18 protein-coding genes and 1 tRNA gene are annotated in these 20,161 nt (G+C 60.1%); 9 read left to right on the top strand and 10 right to left on the bottom strand.

Features of this window, described 5'->3' with window-relative positions; genetic code table 11:
- Positions 1 to 71 precede the first annotated feature (71 nt).
- Positions 72 to 317 carry a ParB N-terminal domain-containing protein gene (locus QF629_04175; GenBank protein MDP6012730.1) on the top strand — a complete coding sequence of 82 codons (246 nt, stop codon included), beginning with the start codon at positions 72 to 74 and terminating at the stop codon, positions 315 to 317.
- Between the two features lie 9 nt (positions 318 to 326).
- Positions 327 to 1,181 (top strand): polysaccharide deacetylase, encoded by an 855-nt coding sequence (locus QF629_04170; protein MDP6012729.1) that lies wholly within the window; start codon positions 327 to 329, stop codon positions 1,179 to 1,181.
- Between the two features lie 11 nt (positions 1,182 to 1,192).
- On the opposite strand, the gene QF629_04165 is transcribed toward QF629_04170, so the two are convergent.
- The 4 genes from QF629_04165 to dapA all read right to left on the bottom strand — a co-directional run bounded on the left by QF629_04165 (position 1,193) and on the right by dapA (position 4,081).
- Positions 1,193 to 1,825, bottom strand: coding sequence for a glutathione S-transferase N-terminal domain-containing protein (locus QF629_04165; protein MDP6012728.1), 633 nt, complete (start codon positions 1,823 to 1,825; stop codon positions 1,193 to 1,195).
- 359 nt (positions 1,826 to 2,184) lie between these two features.
- Positions 2,185 to 2,721, bottom strand: a complete 537-nt coding sequence (locus QF629_04160; protein ID MDP6012727.1) for a glutathione peroxidase — start codon at positions 2,719 to 2,721, stop codon at positions 2,185 to 2,187.
- A 2-nt stretch (positions 2,722 to 2,723) separates the two neighbouring features.
- Positions 2,724 to 3,194: an SsrA-binding protein SmpB gene (gene smpB, locus QF629_04155; protein MDP6012726.1), complete on the bottom strand. Its 471-nt coding sequence runs from the start codon at positions 3,192 to 3,194 to the stop codon at positions 2,724 to 2,726.
- Complete coding sequence (gene dapA / locus QF629_04150) at positions 3,176 to 4,081, bottom strand: 4-hydroxy-tetrahydrodipicolinate synthase (GenBank protein MDP6012725.1); 906 nt, start codon at positions 4,079 to 4,081, stop codon at positions 3,176 to 3,178. The genes smpB and dapA overlap by 19 nt, the downstream gene beginning before the upstream one ends.
- 140 nt (positions 4,082 to 4,221) lie before the next feature.
- Between dapA and QF629_04145 the strand changes: the two genes are divergently transcribed.
- Genes QF629_04145 through QF629_04135 form a run of 3 tightly spaced genes read left to right on the top strand, consistent with a single transcriptional unit; the run spans position 4,222 to position 7,870 of the window.
- The gene (locus tag QF629_04145; protein MDP6012724.1) at positions 4,222 to 6,216 is read left to right on the top strand and encodes a lytic transglycosylase domain-containing protein; all 1,995 of its coding nucleotides are present in this window, start codon (positions 4,222 to 4,224) and stop codon (positions 6,214 to 6,216) included.
- 2 nt (positions 6,217 to 6,218) lie between these two features.
- Complete coding sequence (locus QF629_04140) at positions 6,219 to 7,196, top strand: threonine/serine dehydratase (GenBank protein ID MDP6012723.1); 978 nt, start codon at positions 6,219 to 6,221, stop codon at positions 7,194 to 7,196.
- Positions 7,196 to 7,870, top strand: coding sequence for an MIP/aquaporin family protein (locus QF629_04135; protein ID MDP6012722.1), 675 nt, complete (start codon positions 7,196 to 7,198; stop codon positions 7,868 to 7,870). Before QF629_04140 ends, QF629_04135 begins: the two co-directional genes overlap by 1 nt.
- A 286-nt stretch (positions 7,871 to 8,156) precedes the next feature.
- On the opposite strand, the gene QF629_04130 is transcribed toward QF629_04135, so the two are convergent.
- Positions 8,157 to 8,232 (bottom strand) — tRNA-Lys (locus QF629_04130).
- A gap of 515 nt (positions 8,233 to 8,747) precedes the next feature.
- On the opposite strand from QF629_04130, the gene QF629_04125 reads away from it, so the two are divergent.
- Both QF629_04125 and xth read left to right on the top strand, forming a co-directional pair.
- Positions 8,748 to 8,951: a hypothetical protein gene (locus QF629_04125; protein MDP6012721.1), complete on the top strand. Its 204-nt coding sequence runs from the start codon at positions 8,748 to 8,750 to the stop codon at positions 8,949 to 8,951.
- A 3-nt stretch (positions 8,952 to 8,954) separates the two neighbouring features.
- Positions 8,955 to 9,743 (top strand): exodeoxyribonuclease III, encoded by a 789-nt coding sequence (gene xth, locus QF629_04120; protein ID MDP6012720.1) that lies wholly within the window; start codon positions 8,955 to 8,957, stop codon positions 9,741 to 9,743.
- Positions 9,744 to 9,894: 151 nt separating this feature from the next.
- On the opposite strand, the gene QF629_04115 is transcribed toward xth, so the two are convergent.
- Both QF629_04115 and QF629_04110 read right to left on the bottom strand, forming a co-directional pair.
- Positions 9,895 to 11,382 carry a M81 family metallopeptidase gene (locus tag QF629_04115; protein MDP6012719.1) on the bottom strand — a complete coding sequence of 496 codons (1,488 nt, stop codon included), beginning with the start codon at positions 11,380 to 11,382 and terminating at the stop codon, positions 9,895 to 9,897.
- 9 nt (positions 11,383 to 11,391) lie between these two features.
- The gene (locus tag QF629_04110; GenBank protein ID MDP6012718.1) at positions 11,392 to 12,846 is read right to left on the bottom strand and encodes a M48 family metalloprotease; all 1,455 of its coding nucleotides are present in this window, start codon (positions 12,844 to 12,846) and stop codon (positions 11,392 to 11,394) included.
- 545 nt (positions 12,847 to 13,391) lie between these two features.
- Between QF629_04110 and QF629_04105 the strand changes: the two genes are divergently transcribed.
- Together QF629_04105 and QF629_04100 are read left to right on the top strand one after the other, a co-directional pair.
- Positions 13,392 to 14,057: a hypothetical protein gene (locus QF629_04105; protein MDP6012717.1), complete on the top strand. Its 666-nt coding sequence runs from the start codon at positions 13,392 to 13,394 to the stop codon at positions 14,055 to 14,057.
- A gap of 321 nt (positions 14,058 to 14,378) precedes the next feature.
- Positions 14,379 to 15,242 (top strand): OmpA family protein, encoded by an 864-nt coding sequence (locus QF629_04100; protein MDP6012716.1) that lies wholly within the window; start codon positions 14,379 to 14,381, stop codon positions 15,240 to 15,242.
- 105 nt (positions 15,243 to 15,347) lie between these two features.
- Here the strand turns inward: QF629_04100 and QF629_04095 are convergent, their stop codons facing one another.
- The 3 genes from QF629_04095 to QF629_04085 form a co-directional block, all read right to left on the bottom strand.
- Positions 15,348 to 17,996 carry a valine--tRNA ligase gene (locus QF629_04095; GenBank protein ID MDP6012715.1) on the bottom strand — a complete coding sequence of 883 codons (2,649 nt, stop codon included), beginning with the start codon at positions 17,994 to 17,996 and terminating at the stop codon, positions 15,348 to 15,350.
- Between the two features lie 104 nt (positions 17,997 to 18,100).
- Positions 18,101 to 18,535, bottom strand: coding sequence for a DUF2497 domain-containing protein (locus QF629_04090; protein MDP6012714.1), 435 nt, complete (start codon positions 18,533 to 18,535; stop codon positions 18,101 to 18,103).
- A gap of 215 nt (positions 18,536 to 18,750) precedes the next feature.
- Positions 18,751 to 20,157 carry a TolC family outer membrane protein gene (locus tag QF629_04085; protein MDP6012713.1) on the bottom strand — a complete coding sequence of 469 codons (1,407 nt, stop codon included), beginning with the start codon at positions 20,155 to 20,157 and terminating at the stop codon, positions 18,751 to 18,753.
- Positions 20,158 to 20,161: the final 4 nt, after the last annotated feature.

Here is a 20,161-nt window from a genome sequence, read left to right as displayed (position 1 = left end):
AATTTCGGCTATCCGTACTGGCGCCCGAGAAAAGCTGATATCCCTTCTGAGTTTTGCCGAGGAGCCGCAGGATGGAGGACCAGAAGTTCGAGATCAGACAGATTTACGTCCCTGTCGCCAAGCGTAAGACTCTTGACGCGGCCAAAGTTGCGAAAATCGCCGAGAGCATGCTCGATGATGGTCAAAAGACGCCCATCCTGGTCCGCGAAGGCGACGGGCGGCTGGTACTCGTCGAGGGCCTGCACCGCCTCGAAGCCAGCAAGTCGCTCGGCGAGGACACCATCGTCGGTCTGCTGGTACGACCACCGCGGCGCTGAGGCAGAGCCATGTCCCGGCATCTGGTCTGCCTGACATTCGATTTCGACGCTCTATCGGGCTGGATCGCGCGCGGCCTGACCACGCCGACGCCGATCTCGCGCGGCGAGTTCGGGGTTGTGGGCACACGCCGTATCCTGGGTCTCTTGCAGCAGTACGACATAAAGGCCACTTGGTTTATTCCCGGCATTACCATCGAAACTTATCGCCAAGCCTGTGAAGCGATCGTCGCCGCCGGCCATGAGATTGGCAATCACGGCTGGACACATGTGCCACCAGCACAGCTCGGCTGCGATGCAGAAAAAGCTAGTTTGCAACGCGCTAACGCAGCCATCGAGGCGCTGTGCGGCAAAACCCCGCGCGGCTATCGCTCGCCGTCCTGGGATTTGTCGCCAGACACCGTATCGCTTCTGCTCGCCAACGGCTTCGCCTACGAAAGCAGCATGATGGGCCATGACTGCCTGCCCTATTACGCGCGCCAAGGTGACGTCATCGAGCAGGAAGATGCCAGCCGCTTCGGGCGCGAGACAACGCTGGTCGAGATGCCGGTTAGCTGGACCCTAGATGACTATCCTCACTTCGAGTTTGTGCGCACCGAAAGCTCCATTCTGCCCGGCCTGATGAACGCCAGCGCCGTGCTGGAAAACTGGATCGAGGACTTCCTCTACATGTGCGACCATACTGACTGGGGTGTGCTGACCTATACCTGCCACCCCATGGTAATCGGTCGCGGCCACCGCATGCGCATGCTGGAACACCTCATCGCCCGCCTCGCTCAAGCCGGTGCGGTTTTCCTCACCATGGAGCAGGCGCTGGAGGAATGGCGGGCTGCCGGCTGCCCGAACGACGCGGAGGTGCTGCGCTGAGGCACGTCTGCTCAGTCGTCAACTAATGAATACCAGGACGTTATTCCCTCACATTTTAACGCCCGCCTGACAGCGGGCCTCTGCGCCACAGTCTCGAAGAATTTTGCCAAATTCGACCGTTCTCGGATCATGCTTTTTTTCAGTCTGGTCTGCCAGCATGTGAGAAAAAAGAGATAGGCGTCGCAGGCGCTGTAGCTCTCTCCCAGAAGGTAAGGTGATCCCGATAAGGTGTCGTCAAGATTGGTCCACAACGTTTCGAGCCGTTTCTCGGCATTTCTCTTGAACGCTTTCTCTACACAAGCGCCACTGACAAAGTGGTCCGGGTGGAACCACTGGTTTAATGCTTCCTGCACCGAATTGGTCAGATGTGTCATCCACTGATAGTACCTCCCCCGGCTTTTGGTTTCCGGTGCAGGCGCCAATCTGGCTTTGCCATATTTGTCGGCGAGGTACATGGTAATGGCGGCGGCTTCGTAAATGACAAAGTCATCATCAACCAGAGTAGGCACGCGTCCGTTCGGGTTTAGGGTCAGATATTCTGAGCCACGCTGGGCCTCCGTTTCGAAATCGACCAGCGCAAGACGGTAAGGGACACCCGTCTCCTGGAGAAGTATATGCGGCGCAAGGTTCGCCCGGCCGGGCATGTAATAGAGCGTGTGCAGGAGGTCTCTCCCTATGCCTCGGTGCCGCCGCGCGATCTCAACTAACGACCACGAGTCAGGCGGTATTCCCAGCAAGTGTTGGATTCTGAATGTCGGGCTCTAGATGTGCAAGGGATTTGGGGTCAAGAAACCCCGACTAACGCAATAGATCAAAATGCCGCTCTATCTCGTAACCACCCGCCTTCAAAAGACTTGGCGACACCTGCGGGCTTGATGACGTTGGCTTTGGCCGGCGTGATCCTATGCATCAGTCCGCCGAAGGTCTTGTTGGCGAGGTCGAACCGTAAACAAACTCGCAATCGCAAAATTTATGCTCGGCGCCGACTTATCCGTTTATTCGCTCAAAGCGCTCGCTCGACAGCTTCCACGATCTTCGTGTCCAGCGGCGCCACCTGTGACGGCCAGGCGCCGATTGCGGCCCCGTTGCGATCGAGCAGGTATTTGTGGAAGTTCCAGCGCGGCGCCGCGCTGGCCCCGAGTCGCTCGGCGATCCAACGATAGAGCGGATGTGCACCCTCACCCTTCACCACTTGCTTAGTTGTCATGGGAAAGTCGACCTGATAGTTGGCGTCGCAGAAGTCTTTGATCGCAGCTTCGCCGTGAGGTTCCTGGTCGCCGAAATCGTTCGACGGCACGCCGAGCACGATCAAACCACGATCGCGATAGGTTTCCCACAGGGCCTGCAAAGCCTCGTATTGATGTGTGAAGCCGCAAAACGACGCCGTATTGACGAGCAACACCGGTCGCCCACGATATTGCGACATCGGCATGGGTTCGCCTTCGATCGAGGTAAAATTGAAGTCAAACCCGGACCCCTCTGCATTCGCCGAGCCCAACGTCAGCAGGCCCAGGCAGATCGCCATGATCCACCTCGTCATGATTACCCTCTCTCACGCATCAGGCGCCCTTTTTCGCGCTGCCAGCTCCGCTCTTTTTCACGCTCGCGCTTGTCATGTTGCTTGCGACCGCGCGCAATACCAATCTCTACCTTGGCACGACCGCGGTCGTTGAAATAGAGCTTGAGCGGCACCAGCGTATAGCCCTGACGCTGCACGAGGCCTGATAACCGCGCGATCTCGCGCCGGTGCAGGAGCAGTTTGCGAGGCCGCATCGGCTCGTGATTTTGGCGATTGGCCGCCGGATAGCGGGAGATGTTAGCGTTGAGTAGAAACATCTCACCGTCGCGTGCCTCGGCATAGGAATCACCAAGACTGGCACGCCCAGCACGCATCGACTTGACCTCGGTGCCGACCAGCACCAGGCCCGCTTCGAGGCTGTCCTCGATGAAATAGTCGTGCCGCGCCTTGCGATTCTGGGCGACCGCCCTGTGAGTTACGTCGCTACCCGCCACCGGGTAACACCCTCGCCAAGCAGACCCGCTGACTTCAACGCCGCCGCCACGCCGTCAGCGGTGGCCTCGCCGATATTGACCATCGGCAGTCTGAGCTCGGGCGAGCAAAGGCCAAGTAAACCTGCAGCATGCTTCACCGGTGCCGGGCTGGTTTCCACGAACAAGGCATCATGCAGGGGCATGAGCGTATCATGGAGGGACAGCGCCTTTGCGGGATCGCCCGCCTGCCAAGCCTCGTGCACCGCTGCGCACAAGGCCGGTGCGATGTTAGCCGTCACTGAGATACAGCCATGGCCGCCATGAGAGAGATAAGCGAGCGCCGTGCCATCCTCACCAGAAAGCAGGCAGAAGGCGTCACCGATCGCCAGGCGCTCCAGCATCGGTCGTGTGAGATCTGCGGTGGCGTCCTTGACGCCTATGATGTTGGGAATCTCGGCCAACCTAGCCATAGTCTCGATGCTCATGTTGACCACAGAGCGGCCGGGAATGTTGTAAATGATGATTGGGATGTCGGCACTCGCGGCTACGTTCTCGAAATGCGCGTACAGTCCAGCTTGTGTGGGCTTGTTGTAATAGGGCGTGACTACCAGCGCCGCGTCAGCCCCCATCTGATGGGCGTGCTTCGTCAGGCTGGCTGATTCCTCGGTTGAGTTTGAGCCGGTGCCGGCAATCACCGGCACACGCCCAGCTACTGTCTCGATGCAAAGCTCGGTAACGCGCCGGTGCTCGGTATGGCTCAAGGTCGGCGATTCGCCCGTCGTCCCGCACGGCACGACGCCATGAGCACCCTGCTGGATCTGCCAGTCGACGAATTTCTGAAACGCTTTCTCCGCTACCTTCCCGTTTGCGAACGGGGTAATGAGCGCAGTAATCGATCCTTTGAACATGGCCGTCTCCTGTCCCGCAGAGGCGGAGTAGCGGTAAAAATCTTGCAAGAAGAGCGAATCATACGCCCCCTCAAGCGCATTTGAAACCCTGCCGTGCTGGGGGTTCCGCTATACTGCGAAGACAACAGGCGAGGTGAAGCATGGCGAGATTACGGGGTGGGTGGCTAGGCATGCTTGCCGTGATGGCTGTGATAGTGGTGCCAGATGTGGTCGCCCATCCACCGGACCCCGTCGATGGCGCAGACTTGACTATTGCCCACCGGGCCATGCAGGCCATTAACAGGGGCAACTGGGAAACCGCCCGTGCTGAGGCGGCGACGGCATCCGATCCGCTTGTTGCTAAGCTTGTGGTCTGGCGCACGCTGCGCCTGAGGGAGAAGCCCTCGACTTTTGCGGAAGTGACCGGTTTTCTGGCTGCCAATTCGGATTGGCCCGGACTGGCGCCCATTCGCCGGCGCGGCGAGGACGCCATGCCTGCCGACCTCGCGCCGTCCGTAGTGGTCGCCTGGTTCTCACAACTGCCGCCGCTCACCGGCCATGGCAAATACCGCCTCGGCAGCGCGCTCATTGCCAGCGGTGATGGCGTAGGTGGCGCGGCGCTGCTGCGCGAGGCTTGGGCCAGACACAATTTCGATAGCGCTATCGAAAGCAAACTCATCCGCGAGCATGCCGCTCTATTACGCCCCGCCGATCATTGGGCGCGTATCGATCGGCTGCTTTGGCGCCAGCAGGTCACAGTGGCGCGACGGGTCTTGCCCTATCTTGACGAGGACCATCGCCTGCTGGCCAAGGCCCGTATCGCCTTGATCAGGGGCGTCTTCGGGGTTGACGCTGCCGTGAGACAGGTGCCGCCGACTCTCCTCACGGATCCAGGCCTGCTCTACGAGCGCATACGTTGGCGCCAGAACCACGGCAATGACAGTGGTGCGATGGCACTGCTGTCCAGCCCCCCTGCTGAACTTGGTGATGAGCGCCAATGGCTCAAGCAACGCATGACTCTGACGCGCAAGGCGATGACCGGTGGGCGCTATGCGGAGGCCTACCGCATCATCGCAGCCCATAGGCAGACGCGAGCCGCCGGCGTGGCGGAGGCGGAGTGGCTAGCTGGTTGGTTGGCACTGCGCCACCTGAGTCAACCAAAAACTGCGTTCGGGCACTTCGTTGCCATGCACAATGTGGTTAAACTTCCGATCAGTGTCGGCCGTGCCGCATATTGGGCGGCCCGCGCTGCCTCTGCGGACGGAAACAGCTCTGATGCGGCCATCTGGTATCAAAGGGCTGCCTCGCGTCCGACGAGCTATTACGGCCAACTCGCCACCATCGCCCTTAGCCGTAGCGTGCTTCGCTTGCCGGCGACCATACGCCCGCAAACTGCGGCCGACTTCGAGGCCCGCGAGCAGATTCGCCTGGCGCGCCTACTAGGCGAGCTCGGTGAGGATAAGCTTGTAAGCCTTGTGCTGGCGCATACACTCGATCAGGCGTCGACGCCGCTGGAGCGCATACGAATTGCCAGAATCCCACTCGATTACGACCAGTCACATATCGCGATTCGCGCTGCTAAGCGGGCCCAACGCGACGGCGTCATGGTGCTGGATGCTGCCTATCCCGTGCCCAAGGTCTTCACCCAATGGGCGTCCGAGGCGGGGGCGCCCAAACTCGCGGTGATGTTGGCGCTGGCGCGCCAGGAAAGCGAGATGAATCCTGGGGCCGTCAGCCGCGTCGGCGCACGCGGCCTTTTTCAGCTCATGCCCGCCACTGCCAAGCTGGTGGCGGGAAAATTGGGCATCGCATACGAGCCGCACCGCCTGCTCGACGATCCAGCGTACAGTCTGAAGCTTGGCAGCACGTATCTGGCAGAGCAACTAACGAGATTCAGCGGGTCTTACGTGCTTGCCTTTGCCGCCTACAATGCCGGTCCCAGCCGTGTCCGTCAGTGGCTTCGTCGCAATGGTGATCCCCGCTCGCCCAGTATCGATGTCATCGATTGGATAGAGGAAATTCCCTTTAGAGAAACCCACAACTATGTTCAGCGCGTCCTTGAGAGTACACAAGTATACAGTGTCTTGCTTGCCGGACGCGGGGACAGGCCGAAGCTTACTCTGATGGCAGAGATGCTCGGCCATACCACCCAGTGACCATGTTGAATGGTCTGCCTCAGATCGATGATATAGTCGATGCTGCGCGGCGTTTGCGCGGCCACGCCGTGGCCACGCCGCTACTCAATGCACCAGCCATCGATGCGATGGTCGGCGGTTGCCTGCTTTTGAAGGCTGAGCCGTTGCAGCGCACTGGCTCGTTCAAGTTCCGTGGCGCCTACAACTGCATCAGCCGCATTCCCGAGGCCGAGCGCGGCAATGGCGTGGTGGCCTGGTCGTCGGGTAATCACGCACAGGGCGTGGCTGCTGCAGCGACCTTGCTAGGTGTCCCCGCGACGATCGTCATGCCTTCGGACGCACCACCGCCGAAAGTTGAGAATACGCGTGCGCTTGGCGCGGAGGTTGTCTCGTACGACCGCTACAACGAAAGCCGCGAGGATATCGGTGCGGCGCTGGCCAAGGACCGCGGCGCTACCATTGTTCGCCCCTATGACGATCCCTGGATCATAGCCGGCCAGGGGACCGTAGGCCTGGAAGTCGCGGCGCAAGCTACCGCGCTCGGGCTTAGGCCGGACGCCGCATTGGTCAGTTGCGGGGGCGGTGGGCTGATCGCCGGCACGTCGCTTGCGCTCATTGACCATCTGCCGGGCATTGCCGTCCATCCGGTTGAGCCGCAAGGGTTCGACGATACGGCTCGCTCGCTGGTGGTGGGCGAGCGTAAGGCTAATGATCTGGAAGCCCGCTCCATCTGCGATGCGCTGCTGGCGCCGGAGCCAGGTGAGCTTACCTTCGCCATCAATCGGAATACGCTATCGGAGGGTATTATGGTCAATGACGAGGAAGCACTTGCCGCTATCGCCGTGGCGTTCCGCCATCTCAAGATCGTTCTCGAGCCGGGTGGTGCGGTGGCGCTGGCGGCTGCGCTCAGCGGTAAGCTGGATTGCCGGGACAGGACCGTGGTCGTGGTGCTGTCAGGCGGCAATGTGGCGCCCGAGGTCTTCTTCCGGGCGCTCGTCTGATGCGCTATTCGTTGTCACAACGCCTGATCGCCGAGTTTGTCGGCACGGCGTTTCTGCTCGCAACCGTGGTCGGCTCTGGCATCATGGGGGAAAGCCTGGCAGGCGGTAATGTGGCTATAGCCCTGCTCGGCAATACGATCGCGACAGGCGCCATCCTGGCGGTGCTAATTCTGGTCTTCGGGCCCATATCGGGCGCTCATTTCAATCCAGCCGTCACCCTCTCCTTCGCCGTGCAAAAGGCGATCCCACCAGGCGATGCGGCCGCCTATGTGCTGTGCCAGGCTGTTGCCGCTGTGCTCGGTGTCGCGCTGGCCCATTTCATGTTCTCCGAGCCGATTCTCAGCCTTGGCATCAAAGAGCGTGCGGGCTCGGGCCAGGTGGTGGCCGAGATGGTGGCTGCCTTCGGACTCGTGGCAACGATTCTCGGTTGTCTGCGGGCGCGACCCGAGGCCGTACCCTATGCCGTCGGCCTGTTCATCACGGCCGGCTATTGGTTCACCTCCTCGACCTCGTTTGCCAATCCGGCCGTGACCTTCGCACGTTCCTTCACAACTACTTTTACAGGGATCCGCCCGACCGATACCCCGGCCTTTATCGTGGCGCAGATCGTGGGCGCCTTGTTGGCAACTGCACTGTTCGTTTGGGTGCTTAAGCCCACTGCGGAGAACAGCTAGAAGTAGCCATGACCGATCATCCCGCCGGCTTTTGCCGACTATGGGAATGCGCCCACCTTCTCCGACACGTTGGTCGAGGTGGCTATCACCGGCCAGGCAGCGGAGTAATCTCTTCGCCGCCTATGTAGAGCAAGTTCCGTTGGAGGCCAGCTGGAACGCTGGCCTCTAATTCTTTTGAGTCAACGATTCCCCACCTGTCCCAGTCGACTGCGTCAACGACGGGAAAAAGGTCCGAGGTGGGCCAATACTCGGCTCCAGTGCCTTTTCGCCAAGTCTTCATTTTAATTGGTGAGCCCGGTTGGTTTCGAACCAACGACAACCTGATTAAAAGTCAGGTGCTCTACCAACTGAGCTACGGGCTCAAGCGAGCGGACAATAGGGAGTGGCTGGAGGGCGGTCAACCGCTGTCGGCGGGGAGGCGCTCTTGGGCGCGGCAGACCCAGAGATAGATCCCCTCGGGGTCAGGCCGGCAACGATCAGCTTGCGGGACCAGCAGGGTGGCAGCAGTGCCGCCTTGCAAGCTGGTGTCTTGGGGCCAGTGTGTAGATCTGATGGTCGATCGGGGTGCAGACCGCGACGCCTAAAAAACTGCACGCATGTTGCGCGAGACGGGTGCCGGTGTCCTTCAGGTCCGTGATGGTCTTGCTGACAAACATTTTAAACTTCCATGCGATCCGGTTTTGCTTCTTCCGTTGGAAAGAATGCAGGGGGTACGAGCGCCGACGACAGTGGTGCGGGTCACATAGTGGTCCGGATTCGCTTCGAATTCCTGACCGGTGTCACGAGAAACCCATCAATTCTTGGTTTCCGGCTGTGTTCGGACCCAAGAATCACGCTACGATATGCTAACTGTCGCGAAGGCGCGGGGAGCCTGAAAATGAGTTTTGTGTGCCTGAGAATCACTCTTCTGTCTGCCATTTGCGCCAATGTCGAGGATGAGCGTCTGACCCGCTTACAGAAGCACTGCGCCGAATACGGTTTCGGGTCGAGAACGACCGAGATGGCGGGCTGTGTACAGAACGAAAAGGAGAACTATCGCAGTGTAACGCCGGAAGAGCGTGCAAGCCGGCTCGAGGACTGAGGGGTGCGCATCGCCACCTGGAACGTCAATTCGGTCAGGGCGCGCTTACCAAACCTGCTTGCCTGGCTCGATGAAGCGGTTCCCGACGTGCTGCTGTTGCAGGAAATCAAAACGGTGGCGGAGAGCTTTCCGGCGCTGGAGATCGAGGAGCGCGGCTACGTCTGCGCCGTGGTCGGGCAGAAATCATACAACGGAGTCGCCATCCTCTCGCGCTTTCCCCTGCAAGATATTGTCGAGCGCCTGCCCGGCGACGAGACGGACAAGCAGGCACGCTATGTCGAGGCCTGGGTCGATGCTGGCGCTGACGGGGTCCGAGTCGCCTCTATCTACCTGCCAAACGGCAATCCGGTCGACAGCGAGAAATATCCTTACAAGCTGGCTTGGATGGTACGGCTTCGCGAGTATGCGGCGAGCCTGCTGACATCGGAAGAGCCGGTGGTGCTGGCCGGTGATTACAACGTTATCCCTGCGCCGGGCGATGTCTATGATCCCGCTGGCTGGGCCGAGGATGCCTTGTTCCGCCTCGATACGCGCCGGGCCTTCCGGAAAATTCTCAACCTCGGTTATACGGAGGCCTTCCGTGCCCTGCATGCCGAGACCGGGCGCTACAGCTTCTGGGACTACCAGCGTCGTGCCTTCGAGAGCGACCGGGGTTTGCGCATTGACCATCTGCTGCTATCGCCTCAAGCGGCTGATCGCCTGAACGCTTGCGATATAGACATGGTACCACGCGGCAAGAGCAAGGCTTCTGACCATACCCCGGTGTGGTGTGAGCTAGAGAGCGCGACATGAGCGACATCGCTAGGATCGGCGCCGACCGCAGCGCCATGTTCCCACATCTGATGCCGCTCTTCACGACGGTTCTTGGCATGGTTTTTTTGGCGAGGCGCCACGGCCCTATCACGCCCTCGGCATGGTTTAATCTTCGCCGGGCTGTTGCTCGTTAACCGTTGTATGCCGGCCCAAGTGGCACTAGACGCAGGCCTGGCCGCAGACGCCGATAGTCAAGTGCCAGATGATCGACCGGGTTAGGCCCGGGACTGGCCACGACGATGATCTCGCCTGCGATCGGCGTGAAGTCGGCGCGAAAATGCACCGAGCTCTTGAGCACCAGCGCGGTATGATCGGCGGGCTCGATGCCGAGATGACGGAACATGGCCTGATCCGCCGCTTGCATGCGCTGCGAGGAGACCACGACCGTCAAACCACCAATTTGCAGCGCCGCCATCGGCCCGAGCCGCATCCGCGAGCCGACGAACATCGGCCCCGTGGCTTTGAAGTCGCCGTCGCCGAGGGCGACCACCTCGGCCTTGCCGACAAAAGGTACCTCGCCTTCCCAGGCGCTTCCGGCACCGAGCTTGACCCGGATGATGCCGCTGAGGCCTGCAGCGTGGGCCTGGGCCGCCGTTTGAGGGTCGTAGAGCAGTCCTAACACCACATCGGTGACCTCGGCGGTAAGCAGCGCTCGCACCATGCCGACGGTGTCGGATGCTGCACCGGCACCCGGATTGTCCTGGGTATCCGCCATGATCAGCGGGCGCCTGGTAGGGGCGCGGGCGAGCGCTGCGGCCTCGACCGGCGCGTAGATATGTCCAGCAAAGCCGGGTTCCGCCACAGTAATAGCTTCAGCCAGCGCATCGGCGACGGCGTCGGCCGTTGTCTGGTCATCGGCATAGGCCAGCACGGCCGGACCACAATCGTGTATGTCGGCAGGCGGAAAGCCGTAAGCCAGGGACATCGACCGGACGCCCTCGCCCACCGCTAGCTCGCGACATCGCGCCGCCAGCCCGCGCGCAGGCTCCATGTCAGTGCACTGCCAGACGAGTGGCATCAGGTAGTCCGCCTGGCGCATGGTCTTGGCCGGCCGATTGCCTTCACCCAAGCGCGTGAGCAGCGTGTGCGTGCGGGCACCGGTCTCTGCCATATCAACATGGGGATAGGTTTGATAACTGACCAACGCGTCGCTTTCGGTCAGCATGCGCGGGCTAACATTGGCATGCAAGTCAAGGCTCGCCACCAGGGGGGTGTTAGCCCCGACGGCCTGTCGCAAGCGGGCCAAAAGCTCGCCCTCGCCATCTTCCAGGTGCTCGGTGACCATAGCACCGTGCAAGTCGAGATAGACTGCATCCACGGGCCCCGCCGCCTCCAGCGCTGCCAGGAGCATGGCGGTGATGCGCTCGAAGGCGTCTTTCTTGACCTGGGCGGAGGGCACAGCGGCGCACCAAAGCAACGGCGCCAAGCTGTCTCCGGCGGCATAGGCAGTTTCGAGGAATCCGGCTACCGCCAGGTTCATCCCGGCAACGGCTTTCGGCAACGCCTCACCTTGCGTCAGGGCGGGCCAGCCATCGGCCGCTTCGAAATCGGCGAAGCTCGCTTTGTTAGGAGCGAAAGTGTTGGTTTCGTGCAGAAATCCGCCAACCGCGATGCGCATGGGACGGCGCTATTCGACCACGGTCTTGAGCATCCAGCCCTGGCCCAGTGCTTGGTTCGGGTAAAGTCCATTGAGCACCAGGAAGCGAGCCAGCGCATAACGGTCGCTGGGCATGCGCGACGCGATCTGCGCCGAGGTCTCTCCGCCTCGCACCCAGTGCAACACCAAGCGGTGTGGTCGGATGGCGTCGGCTTCTGACGCGCTCAAGCCGCGGAAACTGTAGACGGTCTCGCGGAATAAAGGATAGAAGTGCGCGGTCACGGTGGTTGGCGTCAGGAAGACGAAGCGGTAGATCACCGTCGAGTCGAAGCCAATAGCGATCAAGCGCGCATCGGCAGGCTGGCCATTGAGATCGAGCCGTACCATCGCGGTCGCTGCCTCGCGGTTGTCCACATAGAAGCGCTGCAGCTCGCGCACCGGCGTTCCCTCTGCCCAGATATCCTGTAGGTAACCAGTCATCGGGCGCCCGTCAGGGCGTGAATCGGCATCAAAGACGAGTATCGCACCGTCGGGCCCGCGCCCTAATACTTGGGTTTGACCATTGAGGAGAGAAAAATCCGGTGGCGCCTCGAAGCGGAAACCGAGATCTGGGTGCAAAAACTGGCGACCACGCACCACGCCCTGGCCCGGGTCGTCGCCGAACAACATGCCATTGATCTTGTTGAGATAGATCTCGCGCCCGACGATCGGTTGTGCCACACGGCTGACGTTGGCTGCCTGAACGGCGCGGCGGACCCGCTCCGCCGTACGCGGGTGGGTGGCAAATATGTCGAACTGATCGCCACTGCCGCTGTGCCCGGCAATACGCCCTTCGACTTCGCTGTGGGCGCGCATCTTGGCTAAGAACGAGGCCATGGCTTCGGTATCGAATCCAGCGCGCTCGAGATAGTGCACGCCCAGCATATCGGCCTCGAACTCCTGGTCGCGTGAGTAGCCCTGAATCGCCGCCATGGCGCCAAGCTGCGCGATACCGGAAAGCTCCGGGCTGTCGGTCAGTATGCTTAGCAGGCCCAAACCGAGCTGGGCCATGATCCCACTAGACATGCGTTGCGCCCCGTGGCGCGCTGCTACATGGCCGATCTCGTGCGCGATCACTCCAGCCAATTCAGCCTCGTCGCCCGCCAGGGCCAGCAAGCCGCGACTGACATAGATATAGCCGCCAGGCAAAGCGAAAGCGTTGACGATCGGGCTGTTGAGGACTGTGAAGGTGAACTTAACGTTGGGTCGCTCTGAGGTCAGGGCGAGAAATTGACCGATACTGTCGACATAGGCAGCAATCTTGGGATCGTCATAGGCGCCACCGAACTCGGCCAGGATCTGGTCGTGCTGCTCCGCACCGATGCGTGCTTCGTCGACCTCGGATATCAAATCGGGAAGATAGTCGTTGGCGACCAGCTGCCCGTCACCTGTGGCGCATATGGACAAAGCGACAAGCGCCACCGCCATGTATCTTCGACCCGTCACCTCGCAAGCCCCATTCCGAGTAGCCAATCCTGTGCGCCGATACCGTCTATGACGACCTACACTACATGGTACCGTGTGTCGCCCGGTTCCTGTTGACACCAACTCAGACCCGACCGGACAAACTTAAGACCCTACTAAATAGTTACCAATTGGTCACACTGTGACATGAATTAGGTAAATCTTTGATCTTGAGCGGATTTGCTCAATCTGGGAGCCTCTACGCTTGTTCAGATCGAAAGCTTTAGATTATGTTTGTAACGTATGTACCAGAGAAATCGGCGGCGTGAGCAGCGCGATCGCTAGGTGGTGGTTACCGTCGTGGAATAGGCGACAACAGCGCGATCGGTCCTTATGGGGTCGAAAGGCGCGAGGACCATGCTTTTCTGGGCCCTTTCTGTTTCGGACGATGCGTAAACAGGCGCCAAATCCTAGCCCTGGCACGTGGACGGAACGCAAATCTCGGCTATTCTGTCACCCTTGCTGTACGCTGGCGGAGTTGACGTGTCTGCTGAAACACAATTGAGCGAGGCAATGGAGGGGAGCAAATGAGAGCCCGACGGGCACTCGACGGCGTGTTCGTCCTTGCCCTTCTCAGCATTACCACTCCTGCCCAGACGAGTGATCAGCCGATCCTGCCTTTCGAGGAGTTCGTTGAAATTTCGATCGACCACTCGAAATTGTTGCGGTTCGACGATTCCGTTGGGCGGATTCTAGAACCTCGCATCGAGCGCCTGTTGCGATCGGGAGACATCCTGGGCGATCGCGTGCTGCTGAAGAACCAAGTAGCAGTCTACTTTCCCAATGGCTCCATCGTTTCGTCAAAAGCGGAGTTCCATACATACCGACCGATCGACGGATTGATGCCTTGGAACGTCTACTACCGTAATCAAATCGAACCTAATCCCCAGTACGAGCGTATCAAGGAATTCGATCGCTTACTTGGCACGGCCTGCGCGGAAATTCCGTATCTCATGGCGCGTGGCCGCCAGCGGGGGAATAGTTTTGCTCGCCTCCGAGTCAACCGCCACGGCGTGCTGTCGTTGGTTTTGGATTCGCCTGGCCGTTACGACTATCTAACCCATGAGACTAGTAATTCGTACGCCGTGACCAGCGCAGTCGATAGCTACTATCTGGGTGATCCGCGCATTGTCGCGAATTTGATCAAGGACTGCCAGCGTGCCGGCACGTCAATTCATGTCGGCCAGAGATAAAGAAAAAAATGGGAAAAGTCTTAATTTTGCCCCGTTCTGCACAAATTCTCGTCGTACTCGGTCGCTTCAGTGGCAACCGTGATCCGAAGCTCCATAATACAGAGTGCTAAGGGCGCGGAACATGATGCAACAGCGCCGGAGGTAAGCATGCCATGGTCGCTGTGAAGCACCCAATGCTCTCTTCGAAAGATGGTTTGGCCCGCTATCTCGAGGAAAGATGATGCCCCTGGCAGTCGCACTACGTTGGAACACGACCCGGACCTTATGTGTGCCATGCTTTGCTGCCGGCATGCAGCCTCAACCTCGGCAAGGGGGAATATCATGCTTCGGCTAGCACTTGTGGCTTTGGTGGCAACGACACTGATCGGTTGCGTGCCGATTCGACAGGGCAACGACCTGGAATACGATTTCGCCGTCTTCGTGGATCGGGCCGAAGCCCCCGACCAGTCTTGTGCAGTCTATATTGGGCTGCACAACAACTTGGATAGCGACGCCACCAACTTCGAATACGGCCTCAGCTTTTTTGACGACCAAGGGCGTTTGACCGCAAGTCCTCTCGCCCAAGGGGATTACCTGCCCTCAGGCGGCGTGGCGAAACGCTACTACATCTTTCCGGTGGACTGCGAGCGTCTGACCAATGCCCAGGTGACGCACAAACTGTCCCTCGATATCGAGGGTTGGTGGGGAAGGCGCGATTGCTACCACATCAGCAAGATCGTGATCAGCAATACAGTGCCACTGCCTGAGCCTGCCGCACAGGCACCTGCCGTGGAACCGCCTGCCGCGCAGGCACCTGCCGTGGAGCCACCTGCCGTACAGGCACCTGTGGTGGAGGCGCCGCCGCCGACCATGCCACGCTTCTACACCTTGTTTTTTGATTGGGATAAGTCGAACATCACGCCGATAGCACAGTTGGTGATCGACAATATCGTTGCCGATTGGCTGGGCGCAGTGGATGAGTTGATCCTGGTTGGGCATGCTGATCGCTCTGGCTCGGAGCGCTACAACCAACGCCTCTCGGAACGCCGTACGGCGGCCGTGACCGAAGCCCTGGTTAGTCAGGGCCTAGCCGCCAATCGCATTCGGGGTAGCGCCGTCGGAGAATCTGACCCGTTGGTGGCGACCGCGGACGGCGTTCGAGAAGCGCGCAACCGTCGCGTGGTGGTGACAATCAACGGGCGTTAGCCAGATCTTTTCCGACCGCGGGGAGATCCTGGTGGCGTCTATGGTGCCTTTCTGGAGCAGGCAGCGCGCTGGCGGCACATGGGGAATGCCCTGCCCGCCACGACTCTAAACCCCTGCCAGGCGCGCCATTGCGCGGTCGAGTTTGAGACGCGACTGTTCGGCCTCGTTGCGGCGCTCGCGTTGCTCGAAGACGATAGCCTCGGGCGCCCGCGCGAGAAAGTTTTCGTTTCCTAACTTCTTGTCCAGTTTAGCGATTTCGTCCTCGATTTTCGTTATTTCGCGCGCCAGGCGGTCATGCTGCTCGGCAAGGTCGACGACATCGGCCACGTGCAGAAACAGACTAGCATCCTCGAATACTGCTTGCACCGTGCCTGACGGAGCCATTTCGTCACCCTCCGCGATTGCCAACTCAACCTTCGCCAAGGATTCTATCACATCCCGCTGCCTGGCTAGAAGACCGCGTGCCTCTGCGCTTGTTTCGATAACGGTTAGCGCTACCGTAGCCGACGGCGGCACCGTCATCTCGGCGCGTACCGAGCGGACCTCACCGACCAGACGCACGACCCAGGCTATCTCGTCGCGCGCGGTCTGATCGACCGGCACATCTGATAGTACTGGCCAGGGCGACGTTGTCAGCAGCGCTGAGCCGCCGAGGTTAGCATGCAGTTCCTCGCTGACAAACGGCATCAACGGGTGCAAAGCTTCGAGTATGCGGCCGAGAACCCAGCCGGCAGTGGCACGGGTCTCGTCCTTCGCCGGGCAGTTGTCGCCGTAGAGAACGGGCTTGGCGATTTCCAGGTACCAGTCGCAGAAGCCGTGCCAGACGAAAGCATAAAGGCCTTGTGCCGCCTCGTTAAAGCGGTAGGCTTCGATGGCCTCGGCTGCGGCGCCGACGGCCGCTACCGTCTCGCCTACAATCCAGCGGTTGGTCCGCGCTTCGCAAGTGCCGGGGTCAAAGCTGCCGTCCACGCGACAGCCATTCATTTCGCAGAAGCGTGCCGCGTTCCACAGTTTGGTGACGAAGTTGCGATAGCCGGCAACGCGGTCCTCAGCAAGCTTTATATCGCGTCCCTGGGCCGCCATGGCGACCAGGGTGAAGCGCACTGCGTCGGTGCCATAGTTGTCCATCAACGACAACGGATCGATGACGTTGCCTTTGGTTTTCGACATCTTCTGACCCTTGGCGTCACGCACCAGGGCATGGATGTAGACCTCGCGGAAGGGCACCTCGCCCATCATATGCAAGCCCATCATGATCATGCGGGCGACCCAGAAGAAGATGATGTCGAAGCCAGTGATCAGGACGTCTCCGGGGTACCAGGTCTTCAGGTCTGGAGTCTTCCCGGGCCAGCCGAGTGTCGAGAAGGGCCAGAGACCGGATGAGAACCAGGTGTCGAGGACATCGGACTCTCGCCTCATCTCGACTGCTTGGCCGTAATGCGCCTCGGCTGCAGCAAGAGCCTCGGCCTCGTCCATGGCAACGAAAATCTCGTCGTCAGGACCGTACCAGGCCGGTATGCGATGGCCCCACCAGAGCTGGCGCGATATGCACCAGGGCTGGATGTTGCGCATCCACTCGAAATAGGTCTTCTCCCAGGTTTTGGGTACGAAGCGGACTCTGCCGTCCTCGACCGCCGCGATGGCAGGCTTGGCCAGGGTCTCCGCATCGACGTACCACTGGTCCGTTAGCCAGGGCTCAATGATCGTACCGGAACGGTCGCCATAAGGTACCACATGCTGGTGGTCCTCGATCTTGTCGAGCAGACCGGCGGACTCGAAGGCCGAAACGATGCGGTGGCGCGCTTCAGCGCGGTCGAGGCCGCGGTATTTCTCGGGCACGGCGTCGTTCAGAATGCCATGTTCGTCGAAGACATTGATCGCCTCAAGCCCATGTCGACGGCCGACCTCAAAATCGTTGAAATCGTGGGCCGGTGTGATCTTGACCGCACCGGTGCCTTTCTCTGGATCGGAATAGGTATCGCCTATGATCGGAATCAGGCGCCCGACCAGCGGTAGAAGGACATTTTTGCCGATCATATCCTGATAACGTGGATCCTCAGGATGCACCGCCACGGCGGTATCGCCTAGCATTGTTTCTGGACGAGTTGTAGCAACAATAATATACGTATTATCAGTAGATTCTACCGGATATTTAAGGTGCCATAGATGGCCGTCTGTCGACCGCTGTTCCACTTCGAGGTCGCTAATAGCGGTCAGCAACTTGCAGTCCCAGTTGACCAACCGCTTATCCCGATAGATCAGCCCTTCGCGATACAGCCGCACGAAGACCGTGCGCACGGCTTTGCTCAGCCCTTCGTCGAGCGTGAAGCGCTCGCGGTGCCAGTCTGGCGAGGCGCCAAGGCGTTCGAGTTGCTTGAAGATGGCGCCACCGGACTCAGCCTTCCAGGCCCAGACCTTCTCCAGGAAAGCCTCGCGGCCCATCTCGCGACGATCTAACCCTTCTTGCTGCAACTGCCGCTCGACGACCATCTGCGTGGCGATGCCGGCATGGTCCATGCCCGGTTGCCACAGGGCGTTGCGGCCCTTCATGCGCCAGTAGCGCGTCAGGACGTCCTGCAAGGTCATGTTGAGGGCATGGCCGATATGCAGGCTGCCGGTCACGTTCGGCGGTGGCATCATGACGGAGAACGGGGTTGCGGGCGCGGCCGGATCGGCATCAAAGGCGCCGGTCTCACGCCAACGCGCGGCGATACGGCCTTCCACCTTTTCCGGGTGATAGGTTTTGTCGAGCATCGTCGGTCGGGACCCCCGAACAGTAAGACCGTGCCCGTGCCCGTGGCACGGCCTGGCGTGATAGTGTGGCGGTGGGACCCAGGCGGTCCCTGCCAAAATCGACCTTAGCGCTTGACCTTATCGCTAATACAACGGATCTCAGCACGCACTAGGTTTTGAACCATGTCCGGCAGGTTACGGTCAAGCCAGTCACGCAACATGGGCCGCATGATCTTGGTCGCTAAGCGCTCGACCGTGATGTCGCTGATATCTCGTAGATGCGGTTCCAGGCCTTCGCCGAGTAAACTCATGGATTCCTCTTCCGTATCGGATGAGCGCTCTTCCAATATCAGATCCGGATTTGGCTCTTCTTCGACGATTTCGGTCAACTCCAGGACGTCGTCGTCTTCTGGTTCCTGCTTCAATCTTGGTCCCGATTCGGCTGCTATCTCGGCAGGCGCATCTTCCCCTTCCCTCTCGCCATCATCGGATATAACTCGACGGATCGTAGACAGGATTTCCTCCATCGAGGGTTCCTGTTGCCCTTTGTCCTCAGTCATAGCTATAGGACATTCCTTCGCATCGCTTACGGTAGCCTATACTAGAGAACCACAATATCGAAGTCGCCGATGCCTGCGAGCTTCTGGCATCATCGCCTGCTCTCAACAGCACCATCGAAGGCCCGGGTTAATAGCGCCTTAATGACGACGGCTCAAAGGGAGTTAGATAATAGCCTCTTACAGGGTCATATTCAGGTGCCAAAATCAATTTCCAGTTAATCCCACCCGAAATCGAAGATATCGACGCCGTCGAAATCACCGTCAAAGCCGATCCATTTGTCCACGACATCGTCGTAGTGCACTAACGGATCGTACAGCGTCACAGGCAACCTCAACGCAGCCGCCGTCATGCCGCCAATGACCTCGGTCAGGAGAAAAGCGGATACAGTTGCCTCTGTTTTTGCCCGTACCAGGGCCACACGAGCTTCGAACAGCTCTTGCTCGGCATCAAGCACATCGAGCACAGTGCGGGCGCCAACATCGGCCTCCTGGCGCACGCCTTCGAGAGCGATCTCATTGGCATTGACGGAGGATTCTAGGGCGCGGATGCCAGCTTTAGCCGCATTAAGCTCTTCCCAGGCCTGCCCAACCCTCTTGCGCACCGTGCGCCGGGCATCGTCCAGCTGCCGGCGGCGTTGAACCGCCGTCTGCTGCAGCTCGCGAACCCGCGCATATTCTGCACCCGATTGATATAGGGGCACCGTCACATTGGCCATGATCTCCGCCGTATCGGTCTCCGAGAAAAACGAGTTGGGATCCCAGTTCCGCCGCAGGGCGCTATCCAGACTCAGCTGCGGCATCAGGGCCGCCGCCGCCGCACTTATATCGAATAGCGCCGCGCGGTAATTAAAGCCGGCGCTGATGATGGCCGGATTGCGTTGCGTTGCGTAGGCTAACGCTTCGTCTTCTGTGCCGGGCAGAGGCAAGAACGCCTCGACGTTCGGAAAGGTCAACTCGCCCGGCAAAGAGCCGACGCTGCGCCGATAGTCGGCGCGCGAGACCTCTAGATTTCCTTCTGCACGAATGCGCTCGGCCACGGTGTTGGCGAGGCGCGCCTCTGCCTGTGCCACATCGGTGCGCGTCACTTCGCCAACCTCGAAGCGATCGCGGGTGGCCTGCAGTTGGCGCTCGAAAACCTGCTCGTTGTTGATACTGAGGCCGACTACGGATTGATCCCGTACAACGGTGATATAGGCGGTAGCAGACTCCAACAGCACCTCCTGCTCCACGGCCACCAGATTAGCGCGTGCAGCGAAAACCCGGTTCTCCGCTACCTCAACCTCAGCCGCTGTGGCGCCGCCGCGCCAAAGCGGCTGTGACAGGGTCAGGTCGGCAGAGGCAGGCGAAGTCCAGTCGTTGGTAGAAACGCCTGTACCCAAGGTGTTGTTCTGATAGCGCCTACCGACGCTGCCATTGATGCTGACGGTCGGCCGCCAGCCAGATTGGGCGCTAGGTACGCCCTCGTCGACAGCGCGCAGCGCTGCCCGTTCGGCCAGCAGCCGAGGATCACCGGCATACGCGCTGGCCAGAGACTCCTGCAAGCTTTGTGCGCATGCGGCACCCGATACCACCGTCAACGCTAATACCGATACGACCGCCCTGGCCAATCCATGCCTACTCACGACT

The sequence above is a fragment of the Alphaproteobacteria bacterium genome (assembly GCA_030739735.1).
Lineage (GTDB): Bacteria > Pseudomonadota > Alphaproteobacteria > UBA7887 > UBA7887 > UBA7887.
This window is presented reverse-complemented; position numbering and strand designations above follow the sequence as displayed.